20 protein-coding genes, 1 tRNA gene, 1 other RNA gene and 1 pseudogene are annotated in these 21488 nt (G+C 33.6%); 9 read left to right on the plus strand and 14 right to left on the minus strand.

From position 1 onward, the window contains the following. The first annotated feature begins 12 nt into the window (after nucleotides 1-12). The 5 genes from QMD61_03275 to QMD61_03295 all read left to right on the plus strand — a co-directional run bounded on the left by QMD61_03275 (nucleotide 13) and on the right by QMD61_03295 (nucleotide 6940). Nucleotides 13-426: a thioesterase family protein gene (locus QMD61_03275; GenBank protein ID MDI6723651.1), complete on the plus strand. Its 414-nt coding sequence runs from the start codon at nucleotides 13-15 to the stop codon at nucleotides 424-426. A 22-nt stretch (nucleotides 427-448) separates the two neighbouring features. Next, nucleotides 449-2107 (plus strand): AMP-binding protein, encoded by a 1659-nt coding sequence (locus QMD61_03280; GenBank protein ID MDI6723652.1) that lies wholly within the window; start codon nucleotides 449-451, stop codon nucleotides 2105-2107. A 154-nt stretch (nucleotides 2108-2261) separates the two neighbouring features. After that, entirely contained in the window at nucleotides 2262-4802 is a 2541-nt protein-coding gene (locus tag QMD61_03285; protein ID MDI6723653.1) for a cation-translocating P-type ATPase, read from the plus strand. A 92-nt stretch (nucleotides 4803-4894) separates the two neighbouring features. Beyond that, nucleotides 4895-5716, plus strand: coding sequence for a 4Fe-4S binding protein (locus tag QMD61_03290; GenBank protein MDI6723654.1), 822 nt, complete (start codon nucleotides 4895-4897; stop codon nucleotides 5714-5716). A 45-nt stretch (nucleotides 5717-5761) separates the two neighbouring features. Then, on the plus strand, nucleotides 5762-6940 hold the full coding sequence (locus tag QMD61_03295) for a PLP-dependent aminotransferase family protein (GenBank protein MDI6723655.1): 1179 nt from the start codon (nucleotides 5762-5764) through the stop codon (nucleotides 6938-6940). A 377-nt stretch (nucleotides 6941-7317) separates the two neighbouring features. Here QMD61_03295 and QMD61_03300 read toward each other — a convergent pair whose 3' ends face one another. The 4 genes from QMD61_03300 to ffs form a co-directional block, all read right to left on the minus strand. Next, on the minus strand, nucleotides 7318-7845 hold the full coding sequence (locus QMD61_03300; protein MDI6723656.1) for a hypothetical protein: 528 nt from the start codon (nucleotides 7843-7845) through the stop codon (nucleotides 7318-7320). 749 nt (nucleotides 7846-8594) lie between these two features. Beyond that, on the minus strand, nucleotides 8595-9812 hold the full coding sequence (locus tag QMD61_03305) for a D-glucuronyl C5-epimerase family protein (GenBank protein MDI6723657.1): 1218 nt from the start codon (nucleotides 9810-9812) through the stop codon (nucleotides 8595-8597). Nucleotides 9813-10163: 351 nt separating this feature from the next. Then, nucleotides 10164-10248, minus strand: a tRNA-Ser gene (locus QMD61_03310). A 97-nt stretch (nucleotides 10249-10345) separates the two neighbouring features. Further along, nucleotides 10346-10661: signal recognition particle sRNA (gene ffs, locus QMD61_03315), an RNA gene on the minus strand. Between the two features lie 153 nt (nucleotides 10662-10814). Between ffs and QMD61_03320 the strand changes: the two genes are divergently transcribed. From QMD61_03320 to QMD61_03330, 3 genes are all read left to right on the plus strand, one after another. Continuing rightward, nucleotides 10815-10958 (plus strand): hypothetical protein, encoded by a 144-nt coding sequence (locus QMD61_03320; protein MDI6723658.1) that lies wholly within the window; start codon nucleotides 10815-10817, stop codon nucleotides 10956-10958. A 217-nt stretch (nucleotides 10959-11175) separates the two neighbouring features. Beyond that, complete coding sequence (locus tag QMD61_03325) at nucleotides 11176-11460, plus strand: hypothetical protein (protein ID MDI6723659.1); 285 nt, start codon at nucleotides 11176-11178, stop codon at nucleotides 11458-11460. Between the two features lie 348 nt (nucleotides 11461-11808). Next, nucleotides 11809-12789, plus strand: a complete 981-nt coding sequence (locus QMD61_03330) for an inorganic phosphate transporter (GenBank protein ID MDI6723660.1) — start codon at nucleotides 11809-11811, stop codon at nucleotides 12787-12789. Nucleotides 12790-12869: 80 nt separating this feature from the next. Here the strand turns inward: QMD61_03330 and QMD61_03335 are convergent, their stop codons facing one another. The 9 genes from QMD61_03335 to QMD61_03375 all read right to left on the minus strand — a co-directional run bounded on the left by QMD61_03335 (nucleotide 12870) and on the right by QMD61_03375 (nucleotide 20023). Continuing rightward, the gene (locus QMD61_03335; protein ID MDI6723661.1) at nucleotides 12870-13262 is read right to left on the minus strand and encodes a CBS domain-containing protein; all 393 of its coding nucleotides are present in this window, start codon (nucleotides 13260-13262) and stop codon (nucleotides 12870-12872) included. Next, nucleotides 13240-14157: a 2-phosphoglycerate kinase gene (locus QMD61_03340; protein ID MDI6723662.1), complete on the minus strand. Its 918-nt coding sequence runs from the start codon at nucleotides 14155-14157 to the stop codon at nucleotides 13240-13242. The genes QMD61_03335 and QMD61_03340 overlap by 23 nt, the downstream gene beginning before the upstream one ends. Nucleotides 14158-14366: 209 nt before the next feature. Further along, nucleotides 14367-15035, minus strand: coding sequence for a metallophosphoesterase (locus QMD61_03345; GenBank protein ID MDI6723663.1), 669 nt, complete (start codon nucleotides 15033-15035; stop codon nucleotides 14367-14369). A 43-nt stretch (nucleotides 15036-15078) separates the two neighbouring features. Then, nucleotides 15079-15606 (minus strand): DUF2096 domain-containing protein, encoded by a 528-nt coding sequence (locus tag QMD61_03350; protein MDI6723664.1) that lies wholly within the window; start codon nucleotides 15604-15606, stop codon nucleotides 15079-15081. Next, nucleotides 15603-15869, minus strand: coding sequence for a DUF749 domain-containing protein (locus tag QMD61_03355; protein MDI6723665.1), 267 nt, complete (start codon nucleotides 15867-15869; stop codon nucleotides 15603-15605). Before QMD61_03355 ends, QMD61_03350 begins: the two co-directional genes overlap by 4 nt. A gap of 383 nt (nucleotides 15870-16252) precedes the next feature. Next, nucleotides 16253-17179 (minus strand): CoB--CoM heterodisulfide reductase subunit B, encoded by a 927-nt coding sequence (hdrB, locus tag QMD61_03360; GenBank protein ID MDI6723666.1) that lies wholly within the window; start codon nucleotides 17177-17179, stop codon nucleotides 16253-16255. A gap of 12 nt (nucleotides 17180-17191) precedes the next feature. Beyond that, nucleotides 17192-18199 carry a CoB--CoM heterodisulfide reductase subunit C gene (gene hdrC, locus QMD61_03365; GenBank protein MDI6723667.1) on the minus strand — a complete coding sequence of 336 codons (1008 nt, stop codon included), beginning with the start codon at nucleotides 18197-18199 and terminating at the stop codon, nucleotides 17192-17194. A gap of 202 nt (nucleotides 18200-18401) precedes the next feature. Next, nucleotides 18402-19004, minus strand: coding sequence for a hypothetical protein (locus QMD61_03370; protein MDI6723668.1), 603 nt, complete (start codon nucleotides 19002-19004; stop codon nucleotides 18402-18404). Nucleotides 19005-19519: 515 nt separating this feature from the next. Then, a complete protein-coding gene (locus tag QMD61_03375; protein ID MDI6723669.1) occupies nucleotides 19520-20023 on the minus strand; it encodes a CDP-alcohol phosphatidyltransferase family protein in 504 nt (167 codons plus the stop codon). Between the two features lie 103 nt (nucleotides 20024-20126). Here QMD61_03375 and QMD61_03380 point away from each other — a divergent pair, with 103 nt between their 5' ends. Next, on the plus strand, nucleotides 20127-20858 hold the full coding sequence (locus tag QMD61_03380; protein MDI6723670.1) for an archaeosine tRNA-ribosyltransferase: 732 nt from the start codon (nucleotides 20127-20129) through the stop codon (nucleotides 20856-20858). A 109-nt stretch (nucleotides 20859-20967) separates the two neighbouring features. Here QMD61_03380 and mtrA read toward each other — a convergent pair. Further along, nucleotides 20968-21474: pseudogene (gene mtrA / locus QMD61_03385) on the minus strand (tetrahydromethanopterin S-methyltransferase subunit A). Nucleotides 21475-21488: the final 14 nt, after the last annotated feature.

A 21488-nucleotide genomic window follows, 5' to 3' on the forward strand; every position in this document is an offset into this window, starting at 1 on the left:
GATGAATTTTTAATGTTTATAGAGACAGTAACACCACGATTCGGAGATGCAGACGGACTTCGCCATATAAACAATATAGCGCTTGTAGAATGGTTTGAAGTCGGAAGAAATCCAATATTTCGAATGTTTACACCAGATCTCGATTTAAGTTATGAAAAATGGAAATTAATCCTTGTCAGGACTGAATTTGACTATTTAGGTCAGATGTATTATGGAAAAGATGTAGAAATAAGAAATTACATAACGCATATTGGTAATTCCTCTTTTACAATAGGTCATGAGGCCTGGCAGGACGGAGAACTTAAAGCTAAAGGAAAAGCAGTACTTGTACACTTTGATTTTATTAATCAAAAAGCAGTGCCTATTCCCGGATCTATAAGGTCTCAACTAAAAGAACATTTGGTAATTGAAGAAAATTCTAAATAAATGATTATTAAGGGGGATTTAAATGCTTTTTACAGAAGATACAATTGGAGATTTCCTTGAAAAAATGGTTGAAAAGAATCCAGACCAGGAATTTATGGTCTATCCAGATAGAGACCTTCGATTTACTTATAAACAATTTGATGATCGCGTAAATATGCTTGCAAAAGGCCTGCTTTCCATCGGAATTACTAAAGGCGATCATGTAGGAATTTGGGCATTAAACGTTCCGGACTGGATTACATTCTTATTTGCATGTGCAAAAATTGGGGCAGTTCTTGTAACAGTAAATACTGCTTATAAAAGTCATGAACTGGATTATGTTTTAAAACAGTCAGATATGAAAGCCCTTGCAATAACAGAGGGATTCAGAGATGTGAATTATTTAAAAGTATTATATGAACTTGTCCCTGAACTAAAAACAAGTAACAGAAGTAATTTAAAAAGCAAAGAATATCCCTGCCTTAAAAGTGTAATTTACATTGGTCCTGAAAAGCATCGTGGACTTTACAATACCAATGAACTACTTCTTTTAGGAAAACACACCGATGATAAAGAGCTTTTAGAGATTAAAAATACTTTTGATAGCGATGATGTAGTATGTATGCAGTACACATCAGGGACAACAGGTTTCCCGAAGGGAGTAATGCTTACACATAAAAATATAATTAATAATGGATATTACATTGGTGAAAACCTGAAATACACTGAAAAAGATAGATTATGTCTTCCCGTACCAATGTTCCATTGTTTTGGAGTTACTTTAGGGCTTATGGCAATGTATACACATGGTGGAACTCTTGTAATGCTTGAACAGTTCGATCCTCTCATGGTTCTTGCAGCAGTACAAAAAGAAAAATGTACTGCGCTTTATGGTGTCCCAACAATGTTTATTGCAGAATATACGCATCCTATGTTTGACATGTTTGATTTATCTTCACTTAGAACAGGAATAATGGCCGGTTCCACATGTCCAATTGAGGCCATGAAAAAAGTAGTTAATGACATGAACATGACGGAGATAACCAGTGTTTATGGCCTAACTGAAGGCTCTCCTGGATTTACTCAGACAAGTGTCGACGATCCTCTTGAATTAAGGGTTAAAACTGTAGGAAGAAAACTGCCTAACTGTGAAATTAAAGTTGTTGATCCAGAAACAGGTAAAACTGTTGGACCTGGAGAAGTTGGTGAAATTTGCAGCAGAGGTTATAATGTAATGAAAGGGTATTATAAAATGCCCGATAAAACTGCAGAAGCAATTGATGAAGATGGATGGCTTCATAGCGGCGATTTAGTTACAATGGATGAAAAAGGATACTTCACGGTTGTGGGACGAATTAAAGATATGATTATTCGTGGTGGAGAAAACATTTATCCGCGTGAAATTGAAGAGTTTTACTACACAATGCCTGGAATTAAGGACGTACAGGTTATAGGAATTCCTGATGATAAATACGGTGAAATTGTCGGGGCATTTATAATACTTGATGAAGATGCTGATCTCACTGAAGAGGATGTTAGAGATTATGGAATAGAAAGAATAGCACGTTATAAAGTTCCAAAGCATGTTTTCTTTGTTGATGAGTTCCCTCTTACAGCAAGTGGTAAAATACAGAAGTTTAAAATGCGTGAAGATGCAGTGGAACTCCTTAAAAAGAAACTTGAAGAAGAGCCTGGGATTTAATTTCACGTTAGGCTTTTCCAATTATTTTATTTTTAATTACTTCTTTTTTTAAATTAATTAGTCAAAAATCCGATAGTTTTATATACGATCATGTGAATAAACATTCATCTATGAATATATGAACATTTGCTCATATAAATTTGAAGGTGAAAAATTGACAAATGACCTTGATATCAAAGATATTTCTGGGCTTTCCCAGATTGAAGTAGCTGAAAGACAAAAAAAGGAAGGATATAATGAACTTCCTTCAACAAAAAAAAGAACTATTCTTACTATTTTGTTTGAGGTCATTCGTGAACCGATGTTCCTGCTATTAATAGCCAGTGGAATAATATATCTTTTTCTAGGAAGTCTTGATGAGGCTTTAATGCTTCTTGGATTTGTTTTTGTTATAATTGGAATCACTTTTTACCAGGAACGTAAAACAGAGCGTACACTGGAGGCACTCAGGGACTTATCCAGTCCACGTGCACTGGTAATCCGTGATGGTGAAAAAAAGCGAATTCCAGGTCGTGAAGTGGTTAGGGATGATATTTTAATTTTAGAAGAGGGAGATAGGGTACCTGCAGATGCTGTTGTTCTTTCATGCAGCCATCTTCTAATTAATGAATCACTATTAACTGGAGAATCTGTACCTGTTCGTAAAGTCCCGTGTGGAGGAGTTATGGATATGTATCCACCGGGTGGTGATGAATTACCATCAGTTTACTCCGGAACTCTCGTTGTACAGGGTCAGGGAATAGCTCAAGTACAAAATATAGGTTTAAAAACGGAAATGGGTAAGATTGGTAAGAGATTGGAGACACTGGAAGATGAAGATACTTCCTTACAAAAAGAAACCCGTACTTTGGTTCGAAACTTTGCACTTGCAGGAATAGTATTATGCGCTGCTGTAGTAATTATATATGGGTTGACAAGATTAGACTGGATCAACGGATTTTTAGCAGGTATAACACTGGCAATGGCTATTCTGCCTGAAGAAATTCCGGTTGTACTTACAATTTTCCTTGCATTGGGAGCATGGAGAATTTCTAAAAAAGAGGTACTTACAAGGCGTTCACATGCAATACAGGCTTTAGGGTCAGCAACTGTGTTGTGTGTTGATAAAACAGGTACTTTAACTTTAAATCAAATGTCAGTTAGTAAAATTTATGCAAATGGAGATTTTTACGAAGTTAATACAGAAAAACAGGATTCACTTCCAGAAAATTTCCACGAACTTGTTGAATTCAGTATCCTTGCTAGCCAGAGAGATCCCTTTGATCCAATGGAGAAAGCATTAGAAAAGCTTGGAGAAGATACTTTATCGGATACAGAGCATTTACACGATGATTGGACAATAGTACGCGAATATCCTCTTTCACAGGAATTACTGGCAATGTCTCATGTTTGGAAATCGCCGGATGGTGAAGATTATATCATCGCAGCAAAAGGTGCACCCGAAGCTATTGCTGATCTCTGCCATTTAAACGAAAAAGATACACAGAAAATGTTACAGAATATAAAATCAATGGCAAATGAAGGTTTAAGGATACTTGGAGTAGCTAAAGCAAGCTTTAAACAAGTAGGTTTGCCAGTTGAACAACATGATTTTAAATTTGAGTTTTTAGGGCTTATAGGGTATATAGATCCAGTTAGACCGGGAGTTGCAGATGCAATTGATGAATGTTATAATGCAGGATTAAGGGTTGTAATGATAACTGGGGACTATCCGGGTACTGCAAAGAAAATTGCTGAGCAAATTGGCCTTAAGCCAAGAGAAAAGATTATTACAGGTCCAGAACTGGATAATATGGATGATTCAAAGTTACAGAATGAAATTAAAAATGTAAATATATTTGCCAGGGTAGTACCTGAACAGAAACTCCGCCTTGTAAATGCCCTAAAAGCAAATAATGAAGTAGTGGTAATGACAGGGGATGGTGTAAATGATGCTCCAGCGTTAAAATCAGCCCAAATTGGGATAAGTATGGGGGATAGAGGCACTGATGTTGCCAGAGAAGCATCAGCACTGGTATTGCTCAATGATGATTTTTCATCAATAGTAGATGCTGTTAAAATGGGAAGAAGAATCTTTGATAATTTGAAGAAAGCTATTGCCTATATTTTCGCTGTCCACATACCCATAATAGGTATGTCATTAATTCCAGTGCTCTTTAATCTGCCTCTTGTCCTGTTACCAGTTCAAATTGTATTTCTGGAATTAATAATAGATCCTTCATGTTCAATTGTCTTTGAAGCAGAACCAGCAGAAGCAAATGTGATGAAACGGCCACCTAGAAGTGTGAAAGAACCATTATTTGACAGAAGAGTAATCAGTTTAAGTATTCTGCAGGGAATCAGCGTCTTAATAATAGTTTTGGGAGTATATGCAATAACACTCTATAACGGACAGGGAGATATGGAAGCACGTGCATTAAGTTTCACCACATTAATTGTAGCTAACCTAGCCCTGATTTTAACTAACAGGTCATGGTCTATGACAATTTTTGAAACATTACGCTCTCCAAACAAAGCACTTTGGTATGTTATTGGCGGCGCATTACTATTTTTAGGGCTTGTGCTTTACTTAGAACCATTACGTAATCTCTTTGGATTCAGCATTTTACACCTGGAAGACCTGTTAATTTGCCTGTTAGCAGGGATTATAAGTATCTTGTGGTTTGAGGCCTTAAAAATGGCCGGTAAATTATAGATATCTAATGGATTTGGCTAATAAAAACTTAAAAAATATAACTCTGTGAAGAAGCATGTTTATCCCTAAAAAAAATATAATTCAATTAAAATATGAAATCCTTAAAAAAAGAAATAATAGAAAAGTGCAGAGAACTCCAGATCCCTCTGGTAGGATTTGCACCAGTTAGTAGATGGGAAAAACCTCCCAAAGAACTTCCAGATACTTTTAGTGAATGGATTCCCGTAGAATTCTGGCCCCAATCAATATATCCTGAAGCAAAAACGGTTATTGTAATAGGACTTCCAGTTCAACTTCCAATACTTGAAACAGCTCCATCTATTTATTACCATGAACTTTATAAAACTGTAAATGCTGCTTTAGATTCTAAGGCATATGAACTATCAAATTTTTTGATATTCAGAGGTTATCCTTCAATTTATTTACCTAGAGATGCTTATGGGGATATAGATGTGCTCCTTGAAAAACCATTTGCATTCTTTTCACATAAACATGCAGCATATCTTGCAGGTTTAGGTTCTTTTGGACAGAATAATGTTCTTCTAACTCCAGAATATGGTCCAAGAGTTAGATTCACCTCAATTTTCACAACTGCTAAAATAGAAGGAGATCCAATCAAAAACGAGAGTTTATGCACCAAATGCCTTGCATGTGTTAATGAATGTCCGGTTAATGCAATAAAAAAGGAAGGTGATTTTCCACCTCCAGTAGATAAAATAAAATGCGCCCAAAGAAGTAAAAAACTCAGGAAAGAATATAGATCTCCATGTGGGATATGTATCAAGGTTTGTCCGGTTGGGAAGGACAGAAAAATCTTTAATCGGAAAGATACAGCTTTATATGACAAGAATAAAACTCCTGAAAAATATAGAAATGCATGGGAACATGTAAGGAAATATGGGAGTAAAAAATAGATAGTGATGATTATATTTCATAATTAAAATTAAAACGGTGATTAGATGAAGAATTTATTTGCAGATAGGATGAATAACGTTCACAAATCATTTATAAGGGAGATACTTAAAGTTACGGAGGAACCAGACATCATTTCATTTGCTGGAGGGCTTCCAAACCCCAAATCATTCCCTGTTAAGGAAATAGAAGAAGCAGTATCCAAGGTTTTATCTCAAAATGGTAATGAAATTCTTCAATACAGCACAACAGAAGGATACTTACAACTTCGCGAATATATTGCGGAAAGATACTCAAAAAAAGGTTTAAAGGTCAATGCCGATGAAATACTGATTACAAACGGCTCGCAGCAGGGAATTGACCTTGTAGGCAAGGTTTTTTTAAATAAAGGAGATAAAGTTCTGGTAGAAAGCCCTACATATCTTGCTGCAATTCAATCATTTGGGTTATTTGAACCTGAATTCAAGTCTGTTCCTTTGTTAGAAGATGGTGTAGACATAACTGCTTTACAAAAAACATTTGATGAAAATAAAATTAAATTATTCTATTCGGTCACAAATTTCCAGAATCCAACAGGCATAACCTATTCAAAAGAAAAAAGGCAAGAAGTAGCTGAAATTCTTAAAAATGAAGACACTATTTTTGTAGAAGATAATCCTTACGGTGAAATAAGGTTTTTGGGAGAAGATATACCTCCTGTTAAGTCTTATCTTGAAGATGGAGTTCTTTTCGGTTCATTTTCAAAGATAGTTTCTCCAGGAATGAGACTCGGCTGGATAGTTGCAAATGAGGAGATAATGGAAAAGATAATCATAGCAAAACAGGCTTCAGACCTACATTCTAACTATTTCACTCAGAGGGTTGTTTATCAGTATTTAATTGACAATAATGTTGATGAGCATATAGAAAAAATTAAGAAAATGTATAGGAACCAGAGAAACCTGATGATTTCAATGATTAAAGAGCATTTTCCTGAAAATGTTAAATATACAGAGCCTGAGGGTGGAATGTTCCTTTGGGTTACTCTTCCAGAAGATTTATCCTCTTTGGATCTGTTTGATCTTGCAATTAAAGAAAATGTTGCATTTGTCCCGGGTAATGCATTTTTCGCTGATGGAAGTGGAGAAAATACATTGAGACTCAACTTTTCTAATTCTGATGAAGAAAAAATTGAAGAAGGTATAAAACGGCTTGGGAAGGCTATTTATGGGTTAATTGAGAAATAACTCTTATTAAAATTTAAGTTATATTTCTCAAGTAGATATGTGGCAGAATAAAAGTTGTTTTCTCATTTATTAACGGAAATAATCGAATTATTTAATAGCACTTTAAAGAGAGGAAGCCATGTTTATCATGTATCTCAAGCACCAAACTAATTAAATAATGTATCAATAGATGAACTTCGTGAATGCGGTTTAACTTTAAGAAAAACTGAATATATTAAGTCTATATCTAATGAGATAGAAGTGGAAATTTTGAAAGATTTTGATAGACACAAAATTACCAATAAATAGGATAAATGAAAAAGATTAGCTGATTTTTATATTAAATTGCTGAATTACCAATATAAACATTTAAAATATTAAAAAATAGTATTTGTAATTCAGGCACTTTTTGGTATATCTGAATCTCCAATGTCTTCAGTTACTTCACTGTTTTTTGTGAGATTATAAGCTATTAGAAGACATATAAGAATTATTGGAATTAAGATATCAATATAAAGCGCGTAACCGGCATTTCCAGGCGCCAAATTTCCAGTTTGAGCAATGTTCATAATATGTCCGTATGCAGCACCAAGATAGAATACTGAAATTGCTATTATAGTCGCTATCCAGAAGTTATCCCTGAATTTCCAGCATAAAATACCTAAAATTCCATAGGATAGATTTGCAATTCCCACTTCAAACTGGAATGGACTGCCTGCAGGCCAGCCTATCAACGCAGCAACCATATTGGCCATAAAAACATGCCCTATAAAGCCCCATATTGAACCAAATCCAACCATTACAACTAAAAACCATAATAAAAACACTTCGAAAACTCTATTTTTTGTTTTAGGTGATTTACTTAAAAATAAATTTAAAAAAGCCCCTATTAATGTTATTGCAAGGAAGACGTATGTCATTTCCATTTGAAACCCTCTTTAAATATCTATTCAAGAATTAATTGCTTTGATACATGAATAAAATTATCTATGGATAGGATATAAAGAAGTTTTATTAATATTTAAATTATGGCGTCGATTGGATGAAATAAAATGGAAACCCTCAAAAATCCATTATTTTTGGGGCATTCAAAAACCTGTGGTTTTTGCGGTTTTAAATTTTCAATTTGCAAACATGGAAAAATTAAAAATTTTTTCGGCTACGAAACGTAGTTTCTTAAGCACCGAAAATCTATGATTTTCGAGTGTTAAATTATATTTGTCCCCTTATTGTGGTTAAAATTTAAAGAAATCAAAAGAATTTTATGAAAATGTCTTGAAACAGGAAATAGAAATAGATCATGGTGAAAATGTTGTATTTAAAAGGAGTTTCGCAATTCATGACATCAAACACTTTCAAAAATTAACATGTAAATCTAAAGTGAAAAGATTATTCAAAGGATTTAATAGAACTATGTTTTGAAATAGATAAATTCGAAGCAAAATTAGAATATTTAGATGTGGAATTTGTACGATTATAGAGCAACCATGGGTAGATTAATGAGATTTTATGACCTGATAATTATATTATTGAAGTTGGTGAACCTTTAAATTTGTAATAAAAAGATTCGCTAATGGGTTTCTGTTGGGGAACTCAGTGAAAAATCATCAATGCCAGTTGAATTGATACTGGAATGAGATTTAAGGGGTATGGAGATTATATATTCATTGGAAATCTATTTATACTTTTCATGCATATTATTTTTTAGATATGCCTCCCATCGTTTGGCATATTGTATGAATAATGGGTTTCCAGTCTTTGAATATAACCAGTTTAAGAGCTCGACATGGAGTCCATGATAATATTCAGTAGCTTCCCAAGCGGGTTTCTCCTCAATGCCAGTAAGAGCATAATAACTCCAGTTTCCACTATCCATTTCTGGTAAAATGTTTACTGTACTGTTAACACCATCATTATAAAGTTTTAAAGCATATGAGTCGCCTGTAACCTGATAATAATCGTAAATACCTTGCATGGTGATTATATGTCCATTTAATATTAGATGGTTAGGTTTGAAATTATATTCTAAGAACCAGTTCCCATATTTAGTTGAAGTTATAAACCCTCCTTCCTTTTGAGGTACTTTAAAAGAGTTAAATAAGAGATGTGACTGAATTAGATATCTTTTATCTTTAGTCTGGTTATATGCTAATGAATATAAGCCTGCTGACATTCCCTGTGAATATGAAGAAGCCCAGGGAATGCTGGAGTTTGAATATTCAAAATATACATTAAAAACACCGTATTTGATTCCATTATAATCTTTAACAACCATATATGGGCTTAGTTCATCAAGAAGTTCTATTCCGCTTTGATGATCTCCATTTTTGAAATATTGTGAAGCCCAGAATGTTGCAGTGACAGGATAATATTGCCATCCCTGGCCTTTATAATATACAAATGGAAGACTGCTTTTGAAATTTGGTGTAATAAATTTATTAGGGATGGGATATGGTGATTTTGGGGAAAAAGTTCCAATGAGATAGCTGTCATTGGGGGATGTATGATTGGAATAATAGGCATTGTTAGCCTTTAATGTAATAATTAAAATATTAAACTCGTTATCAGTTAAATTTCTCTCTTTTGCCAGTTTAGAGAATACATTTAGGGTATAACCTGAATCTACATATGATTGATAGTAATCAGAATTACCAGTACTTTTATATTTATTATATAATTGATTTCTAACACCATTATTCTCGATAAATACTTCTTTGAGCTCAATCTGTCTGTTTAAAGGTAATGATAATGATTTATTTAGAATTATTTTTTCATCTTCCGAAAAATCTTTGACATCTGATTGATTATAAGGAATTAAAGATGATAAATAGATTAAAATCAAGATTATTAATGATAATAAAACATAAATGGGCTTTATTTTAATAATTAACACATCCTTTGAATATTATGATAAGATTTAAACTACAGCTTTTAATCAATATTAGTTTTTGACCATAAAACTTTTTATATAATTTTTAAGAATGCTCTAATTAATTAAAAAATAGATTTTCTATTTTTGAACGTAGCGAGATTGTGGAATAAGGGATTTTTTCTGGCCGGAGAACGATCAAAAATCAAGGATTTTTGATGCAACAAATCGAACTTCACATGCTTCTTTCTGCCGGACTTTGAATCAAAACTTTTTAAAGCCTGCAAATTAACGATTTGTAAATTAAAATCAGGGGTTTTAAAGGTTTAAAAATTCCGTTTTTGAGGTGCCAAAGAAATTAAAAATTTTTTTGAACGCCGGGGACGGGATTTGAACCCGCGCGATCCAAAGGATCATGGGATTAGCAGTCCCACGCCGTACCAGACTGGGCCACCCCGGCAAATGAACTTATAATAATATGAGATAAAAAAGATGATTGTATTTGATAGTTTATAATTGTTTTGGTTTTTGTTTCAATTAAAGATTGTGTTTTATGGTAACGGGCACGTTCAGGAGTGGACAAACCTCCTGGACACTGGTGATCCAGAACCTCAACTCCGCCCCGTTGCTCCACAAGCATCAGCTGTCCGCAGTAGAGCTGCTTCTTTCCAGACCTGACCCGTTCCTGTGGTTAAGACAGTTAATTCCGGCCCTACAGCCGAAACCCTGCCACCACTGATCCTGCGGGACGAGGTTTCTACGTTGAGAATCTGGGCCAATATCCATTTAGCTTGCCGCCTCCTGAACTTCGACCACGCCGTATAGGGGATTTGCGCTTACAGAGGACCCCTAACTCTCCAGTCTAGCCCATAGTAACTATTGATATTATACTATTTTAACCTTTTGATCAAAAGAATATCATTTAAATCAAGTAGAAATTAATTACTTACATAATGAAAATATAAGGTTACATGGATTTATTCATTGCAGAGGGCGTCCACAATACAAAAAAATAGTTGAGACGATATGATGGTTAATTCATTGACTTTTGCCCAATATCAGAAAATGTGGGGCTATATTAACACATTTAAAAAGAGTGAAAGAAGACTTCCGAATTATGTAGATATTGCAGGGTTTAGAATACAACAGAACCAATTTTTAGATATGTAGAAGCGGGCTGAAAATTATAAGAAAGTAAATGGGATTTATCCAGGAAATATTGGAATTGAAAAAGCATTAGATCCAGTACCACCAAAGCCAGATCCAAATTCAAAGCCAGAAATAATCAGTAAACTTGAGGCAGCGTTACCAGGCACATTTAAAACAGCAACAGAGTTTTATAATTTAGTAAAAAAGAAGATATGGTAATTACAAAAATGATATTTAAGTGGAATCAATAGCAAGATTAAAAGCAAATGCTCCTTTAAATTGTTCTGATTTCAGCCAGTTAGGTTATGCCGCTATACAGGGTTTAAATCAAATGGGTAAGAACTATCAGGCTGATTATCTACATGTTGCATGTAAAGATAGTAGGGGAAATTACTCAATAGGATATATTGTATTAAGGGTTAAAGGTGAAGAGTTTAAAGATTGGACAATTTATGATCTGGCAGAAGCTGCAAGTGGAAAAAGGAAATTGGAAGTACAATGTGCTTTAGAGGGTATAAAATAAATAGTAGAAATGATCCCTGGTCAATGTCAGATGATGGAAAAACATAGTTAACACATTTTAAGATTAAAAATAGCGACGGTAAGAATAAGGAAGGATAGAGCTCGTTTAGTCAGTACATTTAAGTTTCTAAATCGTTACAAATTTAATTTCAGAAATGAATCACGATTGTAGAGTACATATTTTGTACCATTTTTATGTTTATGTAGTTTAAAGTGTGAATCACAGTTCACGCATGTTTCGTTTATTAATTATTGAATAATTTTAGTTCTGATTATTTTCTAACAGTTAATTGATTCAGTATATGCATTTATTCTTTAATTTTAATTAAATGAAATTCATAATATAGATATGGAATGGGTTCTAATAATTGGGATTCTGACTGGTATCTATTTAGCAAGTAACATTGGAGCTAATGATATTGGAAATTCTATGGGAACTGCTGTAGGGAGTGGAGTTATCAAGATGAGGCAGGCCCTTATAGTTGGGTCTATATTCATGTTTATTGGTGCAATTTTTTTAAGCGGCAATGTTATAAGAACCATATCTGGTGGAATAGTTGATATCTCTTTTATAACACCCATAGGTGCTGTAATATCTACATTATCGGCAGGGTTATGGGTAAGTATCTCTATTTTCAGAAAAACACCTGTTTCAGGAAGTCACTCCATGGTAGGGGCTATTTTTGGCTATGGTGTGGTTTATGCTGGTTTAATTCATATTAAATGGAATTCTCTGTTGATTATTGCGTTAAGCTGGATTTCATCACCATTATTGGGTGCTTTAATTGGTTTTATATTTTATTATTTTTTAAGAACGCTTTTACTTGAAAAAGTACGAAGCTTAGCTGTAAGTGGTAGAATTGAGAAAATATTTTCTTATCTACAGATTTTAAGTTCATGTTTCGCTGCTTTGGGAATAGGAGCCATAGATATTGCTGCTGCAACTGGAGTGATGATTGCAGTTGTTGGAACAGGTTCAGGTATAGATATAAGACTTTTAGGGGCATTTGGACTTGTTACTGGTATATTGGTCGCTGGAAATAGAATTGTGGGTACCGTTGGAAAAAGAATCACTGATTTAGTCCCTACAAGGGGAGTTTCGGCCCAAATATCTGCTGCATCAGTTATTCTATTTTTTGCATTTCTGGGAATGCCTATATCTCCTACTCAAACACTTGTTGGTTCTGTAATTGGAGTTGGTCTTGCAAGAAGAACTCGTGATATCGGTGGCGACGTGGTAAAACAAATTTTATCTTCCTGGGTGCTTACATTTCCTATATGTGCTGTAATTTCGGGGATTCTTTATTTAACTGTATCCTTCTATATTTGAAAGCAATAATAGGATTTTTAGATGAAATAATCTGATTTAAAGATTACTTCAATAATAATAATATTTATTTATATTTTTAATTATAATATGGCCCTGATGATATCTCCATCAGAGATAATTCCTTTTATTTTGTTGTTTTCAACAACAACCAGCTGGTTTACTATTCCTTCATCTCCACCGTATTTGTTCATTTTTTCAACTGCAGTGCATAAGTCATCTTCAGGCTTCACGCAAATAACATCTTTAACCATTACTTCAGCAACATTTGTTCCAAGTTCATATTTATCGAGAATAAGGTTATGTCCGAGATCAGTTGCTGTAACGATACCTACAAGATTTCCATTGTCCACTACAGGAAGAGCACTTACTTTGTGTTTCATTAATTTTTCAAATGCGAAAACAACATCTTCTGTTGGTGGCACGGTTATGACATTTTCTGTCATTATTTCTTTAACTTTCTGTTTCTCTAACATCTTCTTCACTTCCATATGTCTTTGTGAGAGTTTCTATTATACAGTCAATTGTTGTTGTAACGTCAATATTTTCAATTACAGGTATATCAAACTTCTTGGCCTGAATTTCAAAGTATTTGTGAGTTTTTCGTATTGCCCCAAAATAATTCATATACCTTTGGAGTGGTCTCCTTGCCCATAATTGCCTGCACCTTGAATAAAATCGCCCTCTATGAACTTCTTCGTCCTGAAGAGTTAAAATGAACATTGCCACATTATGTTTGTTTACAAGGTCTTCATTTATAAATCCGGGCACAATGTGAACCCCTTCAATTACTATGCTTATTCCTTCCTTCAAGGCTCTTTCTATTACAGCATCAACGCCAACGCTTACAGTATCAACATGATCCCGAAAACCTATCAGGATTTCATCCAGTTCTGGAGGTGGGGGAATCCGTAAAGATCTGTATGCAGTGTAACTGGACTCAAATATTGTTGGTAGCAGATCTTTGGATACCATTTTACGCATAACTTCTCTTATGATATCTGTACTTGTCATATTTCTTATTCCAAGTCTGTTAGCCACTTCAAACGCAATTGAAGATGTCCCAACACCAGATGCACCACCAATAAGTATGATGAGAGGTTCTCTGCATTTACGAATCCTTCTCCAAAGGCCATATTTTTCTGCAATCTCTTCATCTTCTCTTTTTAATTTTGCACGAACTATCCCAACGAGATCATCAAGACTGATAACTTTAATGCCTTCTTTTCTTAAGTGAGATTCTATTTGAGATGCAAAAATATATGCTCTATCTGCGTCCATTTCTGCCCTAGTCAAAGATCTTGCAAGTACTCCCTTAGAAAAAGGTTCTGTATACTTTTTTCCGCTTACTTCTCCTTCAACCATTATCATTTTCAATTTTCCACCTCAAAGGGACAATAAGAGTTAGTTTATTAAAGGATTAAATTATTATTTCTTTGACAATTCTCTTTTTATATGATGAAAATTTGTCAGCTTCCTCTTTCTATGTCTATTTTAGGGTCAATGCCTTAAATAGTATGCGATTTTATTTTTCAAGAATATTAAAAAAGACTATTTGTTAAATTTAACAAATATTTAATTTAAAGATTAATCAACTCTGGATCTATTTTTACAGTTTTATCCTCTTCATTTATATTTATTAAGCTTGCGAATCCCTTTGATGATTCTCCTGGATTGATTATGATTGTATCTCCTATTTTATCAACTGCCCGGGCTTCGTGTATGTGCCCACAGATATTCAAAGAAGGTTGGAATTCTTCAATGATTCGCCTTATACTTTCGCTTCCAACATGATCTCCAGAAGGTAATATATCAGTTTTTGTGTTGTATGGAGGGGCATGAGTGACCAATATTCGTACTTCCTGAGTTTCTATTTGTTTCATTAACTTTTCAAGTTCCTGATAAATCTGCAGCTCTGCAAATTCCATTGGAGTATTAAAAGGAGTGGTGTTTGAACCTCCAAACCCACAAAAACCTATATTTTTAATTATCAACGTCCGATTATGTATATTAATTGCATTGGAGTTTTCTATTTCTCCGTAAATATATCTCTGGTCGCAGTTACCCGGTATTGCAAGTGTTGGAATGTTAAACATACATATTTCATTTAATATATCTTCCCCAAGTTTATTTGGGCCAAAATGAGTTATATCTCCAGTTAATACTATTAAATCTACACTGTTTTTTTGCAGATATTTGAAGATATTTTGACATTGACCGTGAATATCTCCCATAGCCAGAATTTTCATGATGATCCTCCAGAATCTAATTTAGAATATAATATGGGAAATTTTATTCCTTAAAAAAAGAAGCAATTTCCTTTAAGCTTTCTTTAACTTTCTCCTTATCTCCGTAGAGGGCAATTATGTTGTCTTCCTCGAATTCTATTATTATACCATATTCTTCTGCAATATCATTTATCCTTTCTTCTGACATAGGTTCATTGAAAGTTACTCTAACCATGGAAAATCCTGCAGGAGCTCCAACAACAAATTTTGGGGTGGAAACTTCTTTTTCAATTACTGTTTCTCCTCTTGCAGCTCTTTTAAGGCTCTCAATCCATTCTTCTTTGTATTCTTCTCCTATTTCATCTGATAAATCTAGAAGTGTGTCTTGAACTGAATTTAAGAGATTATTTATCCTTCTTAATTCATTCATCATCTCCGGGTTGTTTGGATCTGATTTATAAAAATTTATTGTGGATCGGGCAAGCCTAATATTTTTGGTGACTTCATCTGGAATTTCAACATTTTTCTTTTTAAGATCAGTAAAAAGCTCAACGAGAATTAACCATGTTTGTTCAATGGGTAAATCAGTCATATATGGCCTTCCAAGATTTTTTTAGTGTTATAATTAAGTTTTGCGTGAGCTTCTTTTAATTCGGCTTCTATATCGTTAATGTTTTGATATGAGTTTAAGAATAAAACATGATTGCTTTCTGTACCCTGAATATTTAAAACAGCAATTTCTTCGTTCTCATCTATGTTCTTCTTCTCAAGAGAGGCTTTGTATCGTACAAAGGGCTCATATTCTCGGGGCAATTCTCCAAATTTAAATATTCCAGCTAGTGTTGCAATAAACAAAAAAACACCTCGAAATTTTTATGGTTTATTTAATAAAAGGCTAAAGTTTGCCTATCCTTCAAGTGATTTTAATTATTAATCAATTTAAAATATGCACTTCAAGATATATAAATTTAAAATAAAAATTTTCTTAAAAATAACAATTAAAATCAGGTTAAATTTCTAAAAAAAGTTAAAAATAAAATTAAAATGGAGAAACCTACAGAAATTCTATGAATTTCTGTGGCCATGAAAATAAAAACTATCAAAACTTTTGGTTTTGATACCCCAAAATTAAAAATTTTGAGGGATTTGCCGACCTCAAACACCTTGTGTTGGGGGCATGCAAAAACATCAGGTTTTTGCAAGTACCAAAAATTTTGATATCAAAAGTTTTGAGGGATTTATTCTCCGCCTGTAACTTTGTCCAGCTCTTCTATGTCTTCGAGTGAACATTTCTCGAGTGCTGAGTCCACACAGGTCATGTGTACATCAACAGTGAGGTCATCAAGACTGTATCCCATTGCAAGACCGAGGAACTGAGCAAGGTGGAAAACAGGGATTTCGAATTCGTCACCGAATACTTTTTTAATTTCTGTTTGACCTACATCGAACTGTAAGTGACAGAATGGACATACATTTACAATAACGTCTGCACCAGCGGCTGTCATATTGGTTAATTTGTCTCTTGTGAAATCTAAAGCGTTATCTAAGTCTCTTGAACGTACTCCACCACCAGCACCACAGCACTGCATTTTGTCTCTGTAATCTACAGATTTTGCGCCGGTTGCTTCTACAATTTCATCTAAAATTGTTGGTTTTTCTGCGTTGTCTATTTGGATGTCTTTTGTTGGTCTTAAGAAGTGACATCCGTAGTGAACAGCAACATTGAGGTTATCTAATGGTTTTGTTACAAGTTCAGCTATTTTGTCAACACCCACATCATTGTATAATATTTCTGCAAAGTGTCTTACGTTAACGTTACCTTTGTATTCTCTTCCAACTTCAGCAAGGACTTCGTTAATTTTTGCTTTAGCTTCTTCATCCCCATGTAATTCGTGGTTAGTTTCAAATAATGTACCGAAACATCCGTTACATTCGGTCATTACATCCATTCCCATATCTTCTGCTATGGTTATGTTTCTTGCAGCTATTGATAGCCAGCTAGTCTTATCAAATGATCCAAATACACCAGGTGCTGGACAGCATGAAGCTCCTTCCATATCGTTGAGGCCTATACCTAATTTTTCAAACATTACTCTTGTTGCCTTTTCGATTCCAGGGTATCTGTTGTTCATAATACATCCTAAGAAATATGCGAAATCTGCCATTTTTTTGCCTCCTTATTCTAATTCTCCGGTTTCCCAGTTGTATCCGATTAAAGTGTCAAATTGTGTTTTCTTGAGTATATCTTGCACTTCTTTGAGTGCTTCAGGGAACTGATGGGTTGTTGGTGGTAATTCGCCAAGTCCTACTTTTTTTCTTAGTGCCATTGTAGCATCATTTATAGGTACTCCGTGTCCGCTTTTCAATACGAAGGAACCAACTGCTTTATGGGCTGGTGCCATTTTTCCTGCCTGTGATTGCATGTTTCGTATTACTTTAACAACATCTACAATTGCAACGCCTCTTGGGCATCTTTCCTGGCAAGCGTAGCATGTAACACATTCCCAGATGGTTTCATCATTCATTACTTCGTTTCTAAGTCCCATTAGAGATTTTCTTATTATGCTTCTTATCCTGTAAGGAGTTCTTTTTCCGGATGGACATGATCCTGTACAAGTTCCGCACTGGTAGCATAAAGCTACTGTATCAGCGCCAGCATCCATAATATCTTGTTTAAAAGTGTTGTCTACATCTTCAGGACTTACTAAGTTTTCCTCTTTATTAAGTAAGGTCATATTTACACTTCCTTTGGTTTTAGGCTCCTCTTCTTTTTCGGCTTTTTCAACAACTTCAGATTCTGTTTCAACTTCTTCTGGAACAGTTTCCTCTTCCTCTTCAATGATTTCTTTTTCTTCAGTGACTTCTACTTCTGTTTCTTCTGTAGTAGTTTCGGCTTTCACTTCTTCTGTTTCGGGTTCTTCTTCCTTAACAGTTTTTGTTTCAGCTTCTTTTTCTTTCACAGTAGCTTCAGGCTCTGTTTCTTCTGTTTCAGGTTTTTCTTCCTTAACAGCTTCTGTTTCTACCTTTTTCTCTACTGCAGGACTGGATTCTATGGTTTCTTCGGTTTTGTCACTTGTTTCTTCAAATGTTTCTGGTGTTTTTGTTTCTTCTGCGGATTCCTTTTTTTCGTCTTCTTCTGCCTGTTGCCCAGTTAAAAAGTTTTTCAAACGTTTCAAGTTTTTCATTCTTTTTCACACCCTTCTAAAAATAAGTCTGTGTGAAAATTATAATTTTCATATCTACGTTGATGATCTCAATATATATACATTGCGGAAATTTTGCTAACTGTAACCTTTTTGATGACACTAAAAATCTCTATAAAAATTTAGTTTAAAAAGAGTTTAACTAATTTAAATTGGATTTAAAATATAAAAAAGTGAAATAGGTTTATACAAAGTTATTTGTAGGAATTACCAGTGAATTACGGAATATCCAGTAATATCTAACGGCATTAAGACGTGTGTAAATGTATTTTACGCTGCTTGTGCCTATTGGATTTCCTTGTGGATCGTACGTATTTTTTGTTATTCGAAGAACTCTCCAGTTAATCTTATCTAAGTGTGTAATTGTGCTTGAATTAATACTCCATTGGTTATTATTTATATTATTGTTGTTCCTTCTGTTCCAGTTATTCCAGTTATTCCAGCTACGCCAGTGATTCCAATTCCAGTTGTTCTGATTATTTATATTGTTATTATTTGCATTATTAGTTCTGTTATACTGTGTAGAATTTATCCACACGTGATTGTAGTTGTATCTGAATCTGTAGGTTTTCCATTCTATTTTGGTGGTTTGATTAAGGAATCTTTGACCCTGATCAATCTTTCTCCATAGATATGCTGGCTGTGGGCCAACTATTTGATTATTAGCCTCGTTATATTGGCTATACCATTTTGTGGAAGTGGGTTGTGCTGCGGCAGGTTCAGCTAACTGAACAGTACATAAAACCATGAGTAAGGCCACTATTGTTCCCAAAAATTTCTTATTCACATTTTCACCTCCATACTATAGAATTGATAATTATTATTAATTATTTAATACAATATATTACTTTCTATAATAATTTAAAAGGCCCTATATATTAAATAAAAACTTTTAATTCACTGAAAGTCTAAAAAATCTTATAGTAAGATGGAATAAATAAATAAATTATTTTAAATTAATTAGAAATAAAAAATAATTAATTAGGGGCTATAATAATTTTAATAATTTGAATATTGAAATGAACATGAGGGAATTGATTAATTGATCAAAAATAAGTCAAAATCATTATTATTTTTTATTTTATTAAAAATCAGTTTTTCACACATTTTTAATTAAATAACTATATTATACTCTTTTATTATTCCAAAATTTAATTTATTTAAGAAAAGATGTTCTCTGTATTGTTATAAATTACTATTCCTATTCAGTACATTCTTTAATGAAAAAATTAATATGATAATTAAAGATTTGAAGTTTAATCTTAATTAATTGGTTTTGAACCATATTTCATTAATTGAATATTATTTTCTATTCTTAAAAATAAGGAATAAATAACGGCTTAGTAACGATAGTAATGTGAAAAGAACTATAATTAAGAGTAAGAATTGATTAAATGGAGTAATGATGGTAATCAAAATAATCCCGAAAAGAAAAGACCCATAATATTTCCCTACAGGATCATAAACAAGTATTTTGAGTTTGGATGTTAAAATAAATTGAAAAAACACCATAAATATCAAAAATAGGACCCAGTAGGGATATATTCCTTTAACTGCAAATACTATGAAAGCTATTAAAACAAGGATAAAATCTGCTGCTATATCCAAATAAGCCCCTGTAGAAGATGTTGAATTTAATTTACGAGCCATGTATCCATCTAATGCATCAGTAAAAATTGCAATGATAAAAATAGCAACAGATAATTGTAATTGACCATTTAGAAATAAAAATAGGAATATAAATGCAAGTATTATTCTTATGGTGGTGATTCCAGAGGGAATTAAATTAAATTGATTCTTTTTCATTGTTATCATTAAAAAGTTTTATTCAAATGCTCTTGTATAATTACAAATATTTTTAAACTTTTATTTAAATAAAATCAATATAAAAAAATAAGATTTGATCTATATGCTTCTCGTAAACCAGCACGATGGTCCAGCAAGGCTTGGTAAATATACTGAATTAACCACTCCTGCAATTTTAAAACAAACAGATAAATTAAAGATTGTAAAAGATGAGCCCATGCCCTATGACGTTCCTAAAGAATTAGCAGAATGGTCAGTTAATAGAACAATAGAATATGCGAAAAAAGGCGAATCTAAAGGTATTGCAGTTATTCAGGGCTCGAAATATATTGATTTAAGGATTAAATGCGCTGAAAAATTAGATAGTTTAGGATACACCACGTTGATAATTGCAAATTCTGAAAAACTACTCAAAAATCCAAGGGATCTTGTAGATACAATTGTTAGCATTAGGAAAACAGTGAATCCGAATGTGGCATTATATTTTCCATTCACTGATGCTTCTTTTATTCCTTTACTTGTGTATATGGGCATTGATTTATTTGGAGATGCTGCGGCCTATTATTATGCATATTTGAATAATATGATGACTCCAACTGCAAGATATGACCTTAAAAAATATAAAATTTATGATTTAGGATTTGAAGAACTTAAAAATTACAATATCAACACTCTGGATTTTGTAATGAGAGAGATAAGAGAAAATATAAAAAATTTAACCCTCAGAAATCTGGTAGAAGAAAGATGCTGCACTTCTCCAGAGGCCATGTCTGCACTGAGGATACTTGATAAAAAATATCCTGAATTTCTGGATATATATACTCCATTATACTAAAAAAAAAGGAATTTTATACTATACTATAAAAAAATAAATTTGGGAGAGCATTAAATGTTTATGCTTCCACTTCGGCAGTCTTTTCGTTATTCAATAATGTATTCTTTTTTTCTTCTACTTTGATGATCATTGCTTCTTCTTCGAATGCTCCAGGGTCTTTTTCTATGCATTCTTTAACTTTTGCCTGGATTTGACCGGCATCTTCTGTGTCAATTATGCTTACGATTTCCAATTGTTGCTGGAATCTTTCAATACCTTCATCTGGAATGTTTTCGATGAATGGTATTGCTCCTGTTGCGTCGACTATTTTTCTTTTCTCGTCTACGCCGTTAGCGTGTAATGCTTCTATACTTTGTCCTGTGATGTGTCCCTGCACTTCTGATCCGCATAAAACAAGGAATCTTATGTTAGGGTTGGATATCAGGTTAGCAATCATTTTTTCGATTCCGAGGTTTTCTGTTTTACAGGGTCCTGATATTGCAGCTCCTGCATCAACTGCAATCTGTTCAATGTGAGAAGCAAGTGTTGTTGCTGCCACCGGACTTTCAGGGTCACCAACCACATAATCCCCGTTAATTACAGGCCATCCTTCTGCTGGTTCTTTTTTATCAGCCACTCATAACACCTCCT

This window comes from Methanobacterium sp., from assembly GCA_030017655.1.
Classification (GTDB): Archaea; Methanobacteriota; Methanobacteria; order Methanobacteriales; family Methanobacteriaceae; genus Methanobacterium_D.